At 31.5% G+C, this 6,083-nt stretch carries 5 protein-coding genes and 1 tRNA gene; 3 read left to right on the top strand and 3 right to left on the bottom strand.

The window, feature by feature from the left end; translation table 11 throughout:
* Positions 1-16: 16 nt before the first annotated feature.
* The 3 genes from Q0997_RS10185 to Q0997_RS10195 form a co-directional block, all read right to left on the bottom strand.
* On the bottom strand, positions 17-1,210 hold the full coding sequence (locus tag Q0997_RS10185) for a DegT/DnrJ/EryC1/StrS aminotransferase family protein (RefSeq protein WP_299888345.1): 1,194 nt from the start codon (positions 1,208-1,210) through the stop codon (positions 17-19).
* 99 nt (positions 1,211-1,309) lie between these two features.
* Positions 1,310-1,771: a thioredoxin family protein gene (locus Q0997_RS10190; RefSeq protein ID WP_299888348.1), complete on the bottom strand. Its 462-nt coding sequence runs from the start codon at positions 1,769-1,771 to the stop codon at positions 1,310-1,312.
* A 74-nt stretch (positions 1,772-1,845) separates the two neighbouring features.
* Positions 1,846-2,475 carry a nitroreductase family protein gene (locus tag Q0997_RS10195; RefSeq protein ID WP_299888351.1) on the bottom strand — a complete coding sequence of 210 codons (630 nt, stop codon included), beginning with the start codon at positions 2,473-2,475 and terminating at the stop codon, positions 1,846-1,848.
* Positions 2,476-2,565: 90 nt separating this feature from the next.
* Here Q0997_RS10195 and Q0997_RS10200 point away from each other — a divergent pair, with 90 nt between their 5' ends.
* The 3 genes from Q0997_RS10200 (at position 2,566) to Q0997_RS10210 (ending at position 5,811) form a co-directional block, all read left to right on the top strand.
* Positions 2,566-2,955, top strand: coding sequence for an acyl-CoA thioesterase (locus tag Q0997_RS10200; protein ID WP_299888353.1), 390 nt, complete (start codon positions 2,566-2,568; stop codon positions 2,953-2,955).
* A gap of 96 nt (positions 2,956-3,051) precedes the next feature.
* Positions 3,052-3,136 (top strand) — tRNA-Ser (locus tag Q0997_RS10205).
* 395 nt (positions 3,137-3,531) lie between these two features.
* Positions 3,532-5,811, top strand: a complete 2,280-nt coding sequence (locus Q0997_RS10210) for an excinuclease ABC subunit UvrA (protein ID WP_299888356.1) — start codon at positions 3,532-3,534, stop codon at positions 5,809-5,811.
* Positions 5,812-6,083: the final 272 nt, after the last annotated feature.

Here is a 6,083-nt window from a genome sequence, read left to right on the forward strand (position 1 = left end):
CCTTTTTTTATTGATTTTATAAGGAAGATTTAATAGCTTCTACCATTTTATTTGCTCTTAGCTTAATGTCTTCTTCCGTCCAAGATAGCTTAATTAAACATGAAATATTCCTTCCAATATAATGATCACTATTACTAAAATCTGTAGTCTTAATATTTGATAAGGCATCATTCATTTCTTGAGATAAAGGAAATAATGATTTCGCATCTTTTAAATGCTCCCATTTACGAACATAATGCCAATTGTTATCATAATAATTCCAACACACATCAACTCCTTTTTCTTTAAATACCTGTATGGTTTTCCTAGCCGTTTCTAGATCTGGCAAAAAGAAATTTAAAAAAGAATAACTCTCTTCTCCGCCATCTGGTACTGTTCTAAATGTTACTTCTGGAATTTGAGACAAAGCCGTTCTTATTATAGTATAGTTTTGTTTTTGAATCTCTAAAAACTCTGGTAAACGTTTAATTTGAGCCAAACCAACAGCTGCATGTAATTCTGAAATTCTAAAATTATAACCTAGAAAAGGATGTGTTTCTGCTCCTCTATCATTTCCTATATGATCATGCCCATGGTCGCTATAATGATCAGCATTTAAATAATATTTTTCATTATTAGTAATAACTGCTCCACCTTCACCACAAGTTACGGTCTTAACAAAATCGAAAGAAAAGCAACCTAAATCACCTATGCTTCCTAATGGTTTTCCTTGGTATGTTCCTCCTATTGCTTGACAAGCATCTTCAACTAAAATTAAATTATGAGTATCACAAACTAATTGTAATGCCGTCATATTTGCCATACTACCACACATTTGCACAACCATTACTGCCTTCGTTTTTTTTGTAATAGCAGCTTCAACTGCTTTAGCATCTAATCCTAATGTATCATCTATATCTACCAAAACAGGAATAGCGCCTAACATCATTATTGCTTCAAAGCTAGCTACAAAGGTAAATGTTGGCATAATAACCTCATCTCCTGCTCCAACTCCCGCACTAGCTAAAGCAACAGAAACCGCAGCAGTACCACTAGATACTAATTGGGCATGTTTAGTTTGCAATGTTGTTTGTAGTTGTGCTTCTAAAGCTTTTGCTTTCCAATGGCCATTACGCATACCATCAAACCCATAACGCATTAATACCCCGTTATCTAAAACGTCTTGTAATTCTTTTCTTTCTTCCGCTCCAAAGCGTTCAAATCCTGGCATTTTTATTAGTTTTATTAAACTCAAAAGTAATTGAAAATAATCAATAAAAAAAGCCTCTTAAACTAAGTTAAGAGGCTTTTTAATAAGGTATAAAAACCTTTAATATTTTCCTAAAACAGAATCTACAAATGCATAATGTCTATCTGTTTCTCTTAAAAAGGTATAACCAGATAATTCTCCTATAACACTTAAGTTTTTATCAAGAGCTACAATATTAGGATAACCACCACTTTTATTATATATTTTTACTAATTCTTTATTTTTTTGTTTTTGTTCTGGTGTAATAATATCTATACGTCTCGGCATATCTACCATTAACAAAACAAAGTTTTTTGATTTTTCTTCAAATTTATCTGTATTAAAAAAGTCCTTCTTTAAAGATTTACATGGACCACACCAATCGCTTCCTGTAAAATACATTAAAATAGGTTTTTTGGAATTAGCAGATTCTTTTTTAGCTTGTTCAAAATCTGTTAACCAATTAAGGTTAGAATAGTCTTCTTCTTGTGAAAACCCCAGTGAACAAATACACAAGGCAAATAGTAGGAATATGTTTTTCATTTGTTTTTAGACTTATAACTTTACAATAATATAAAAAATATATAATATAACAATAATCTTGCCAACTTATTGTATTATAACATAATAACACTATCACTTAGGTCTTTACGAACCTTCTTAAATCCTGCAAACATATCATTATCAGAACGGTACCCAATTGGCATTACTAAAACAGCGCTTAGGTTTTTCTCTTTTAAATTCAAAACAGCATCATAATCTTCTGGAGAAAACCCTTCCATTGGGCAGGCATCAATATGTTCTAAAGCGCAAACAGTTAATAAGTTCCCCATGGCTAAATACGCTTGTTTAGTAGCCCATAATGCTATATCTGCTTGAGATTTGTTTTTAAAATCTTCTATTAAAAAGTTTTTAAATGGCTCTAAAATACTATCTGGAGTATCTCTAATATTCTTAATACGTTGGAAGTAAGATTCTATATAGGCTTTATCTATAATTGTTTCAATACAAAAAACCAAAACATGAGAAGCTTGCGCAACTTGTTCTTGATCCATAGAATGTTTCACTAACTTCTTTTGAAGTTTTTTATCCTTTAAAACCAATAACTTTATAGGCTGCAAGCCATACGATGTTGCTGTTAAATTAAAGGTTTTTAAAAGTATATTTAGTTTTTCTTCCGAAATTAATTTCTCAGAATCAAATTGCTTTGTGGCATAACGCCATTGTAAGGCTTCTATTACGTTCATTGAATCGTTTTATAACTTTCTGCAAAAATAGAATTACATTCGCAAATAAGACTATAAAGTACCATAAATTAAAATGATATTACTATAAATATGAAAACTACAGAAGAACTAATTAACACCTCTGAAACTAGAATTTTCAAAGCTATTTTCCCCAATACTACTAATCATTACAATACGCTTTTTGGAGGTACTGCGCTACTCATGATGGATGAGGCCTCATTTATTTGCGCCACACGTTTTAGCAGAAAAAAGGTAGTTACCATTTCTACAGATAAAATAGACTTCGAAAAACCAATACCGGAAGGTACAATTGTAGAATTAGTAGCCAGAATAGATAAAGTAGGAAGAACAAGTTGTACTGTAAAAGTGGATATTTTTATGGAAAACATGTATAGTTATAAAAGAGAATTATCTGTTACAGGTTTCTTTAAGTTCGTGGCAGTCAACGCAGAAATGAAACCTATTCCTATTTTAGGATAATTATTTTAAAAAAATCGCAGTTTTTATTTGAAAAGAACTAAAAAGGACACTATATTTGCAGCCGCATTCAGGCAAATAGCTTGATGAGGCACTCAAGGAGAAATGGCAGAGTGGTCGAATGCGGCAGTCTTGAAAACTGTTGAGGGTCACACCTCCGGGGGTTCGAATCCCTCTTTCTCCGCAAAAACCCTTGTAATCATAAGATTCACAAGGGTTTTTTTATTTTTAAGGAAATAATAAAGGGAATGTGTTTTTTAAAATTATATTGTATTTAACATAAAAGTTCTAATTAAATTAATTGGAAAACTCTCTTTTATATGATTTCCTCTTTTATTTAATCAAATACAATAAACAGAATAATTATCTTCTATCTTTTTCACTTCTATATCTTGGACTCCTACTTTAACCTTAACGATATCTCCATTAAACATTTTTAACATTAATTATTGAGAAGAATAGAAATAAAAAATACTTGGGTAGTGATAAATTGTTTAAAATCTATTAGATTTATAAGTATATAAGAAATATAATAGCAATTGCTATTACATAATTGTTGTATGCCATTAAAACCAAACTGTGTCAAAAATAAAAATTAAAGGAGCAAGACAGAATAATCTAAAGAATATAGATTTAGAAATTCCTCGAAACAAAATTGTAGTTTTTACAGGTTTGTCAGGTTCTGGAAAATCATCTTTGGTATTTGAAACTATCACAGCAGAAGCACAACGACAACTTTACGACACCTTTAGTACGTTTGCAAGAAGCCGATTGCCTAAATATGAACAAGCCGATTACGATGCTATCGAAAATCTATCGCCTGTCATTCTTTTAGAGCAAAAAAGAATTGTAGGAAATTCACGCTCAAATGTAGGAACACTTTCAGAAATATCATCATTTTTAAAATTACTTTATTCTCGAATTGGCAAACCAGAAGTTGGAATGTCTAATCATTTTTCACCAAATTCACCCGAAGGAATGTGTCCTACTTGTGGTGGTGTTGGCTCTATAAATGATTTAGGTATTGATAGCATTTTAGATAAAGAAAAATCCTTGCAACAAGGAGCAATTCTCTTTCCCGATTTTAAAGTAAATTCATTAGCTTGGAAAATAGTTGCTAATTCAGGTTTCTTCGATTTAGACAAACCTTTAAAGGATTATACTGAAAAAGAAATCGACATTTTACTTAATGCAGACGGATTAAAGTTCACATTAGGTGGAAATGATAAAGGTTTTGATGCTAACTTTAATGGAGTTATTACCAAAATTAAACGAGGATATTTAAACAAAGATTTCAATACCTTATCCAAAGGAAGACAAAAAATAATAAAACAATTTGTTACTTCAACCACTTGCACCTCTTGCAATGGAGCAAGACTTAAACAAGAAGCGTTAAACTGTAAAATCAACGGGAAAAATATAGACGATTTAGGTAAATTTCAACTTACCGATTTATATAATTTCTTAAAAACGATAGAAAGCAAAGTAGTAGAAACTGTTTTAGAGCAACTATTAAAAAGAACAGATAACCTCATTAAAATTGGAGTGGGTTATCTTAACCTCTCTCGAAATACAGGCACGTTATCGGGTGGCGAGGCTCAACGTGTGCAATTAGCAAAACAATTGGGTAATAGTTTAACCGAAATGTTGTATGTGTTAGACGAACCAAGCGTAGGTTTACACCCAAGAGATGTAGATTTGGTAGGTAAATTATTAAGAAATTTATGCAAACAGGGCAATACTATTTTAATGGTTGAACACGACCCTGATTTAATAAAAATTGCCGACCACGTTATAGATATGGGTCCAAAAGCAGGAAGTCAAGGCGGAAAAGTTGTTTTTCAAGGAAGTTTCGATGAATTAATTGGTGCTGATACTTTAACAGGAAAATACATAACGCACAAAATTCCTGTAAAAAAGAAATTTAGACAATGGAGAGATTGTTTTGAAATCAAAAATGCAACAGCAAATAATCTTAAAAATATCTCGGTTAAAATTCCAAAAAATATTCTCACTTGTATAACTGGAGTAGCTGGTTCAGGTAAAAGTTCTTTAATTCATAAAGAATTTTTAAACAAACATCCTGAAGCTATTGTAATAGACCAAAAACCTGTGGGTAAATCTATTCGGTCTACACCAGCAACATATACTGGTGTATTTAATGATATAAGAGAGTTATTTGCAAAAACAAATCCTAATACAGACGCATCTTTATACAGTTTTAATAAAGACGGCTCTTGTCAAAATTGTAAAGGGCTTGGGCAAATTACTATGGATTTAGCATTTATGGATGCCATAAAGACAACTTGCGAAAAATGTCAAGGAAATCGCTATGAAAAAGAAGTTTTAAAATATCAATTAAATGGAAAATCTATTGTTGATGTGTTGGCATTAACGATGAATCAAGCCATAGACTTTTTTAAAGATAAAAACATTCTGAAAAAACTAAACATTCTGCAAGAAGTTGGGTTAGGTTATTTACAACTTGGGCAACCACTTTCAACATTATCAGGTGGCGAATGTCAACGCGTTAAATTAGCAAGTGAATTACATAAAGAAGGAAATATTTATATTCTTGACGAACCAACAACAGGATTACATTTATCAGACATCACAAAAATCATTGAATTATTAGAAAAATTAGTCAATAAAGGAAATTCCGTTATTGTAATTGAACACAGTTTAGACATAATGAACAATGCAGATTGGATAATAGACATTGGACCAGAAGGTGGAAAAAATGGTGGCGAATTAATGTTCGAGGGTACACCAATAGAACTGCAAGAAAATAACAATGGATATACATCCCAATTTTTGAACAGATATAACAAGAATAACGGCATACAACATTGTGTATAAGTAATAGCGGTTTAAGTGATGAAACGAAAGTATTAACATAAAACAAAGGTCAGTGTAAAACTAAAAAGTTAGTGAGTAGAAATCCGCTACTACTCATACACTAGACCGTTGTGCACAAGTGCTCACTCGAGCTCAAAAAAGTGTATATTAAATGTAAAAAAATACTCTGCTCCTTTCTGATTTCACTTAATCCCTAAACGGATTTAAAACGCACTCAGCCTTTTTAATCGGATATTACTCTTGCTTTTATACGCTGATTTTACTCAACCGTG

This window comes from uncultured Lacinutrix sp., assembly GCF_947500325.1.
In the GTDB taxonomy this organism is placed as follows: domain Bacteria; phylum Bacteroidota; class Bacteroidia; order Flavobacteriales; family Flavobacteriaceae; genus Lacinutrix.

What these genes read in the sequence shown, in the direction of transcription:
- Q0997_RS10195 (WP_299888351.1), bottom strand. Translation starts at nt 2,475, where the DNA reads ATGAACGTAATAGAAGCCTTACAATGGCGTTATGCCACAAAGCAATTT.
- Q0997_RS10190 (WP_299888348.1), bottom strand. Translation starts at nt 1,771, where the DNA reads ATGAAAAACATATTCCTACTATTTGCCTTGTGTATTTGTTCACTGGGG.
- Q0997_RS10185 (WP_299888345.1), bottom strand. Translation starts at nt 1,210, where the DNA reads ATGCCAGGATTTGAACGCTTTGGAGCGGAAGAAAGAAAAGAATTACAA.
- Q0997_RS10200 (WP_299888353.1), top strand. Translation starts at nt 2,566, where the DNA reads ATGAAAACTACAGAAGAACTAATTAACACCTCTGAAACTAGAATTTTC.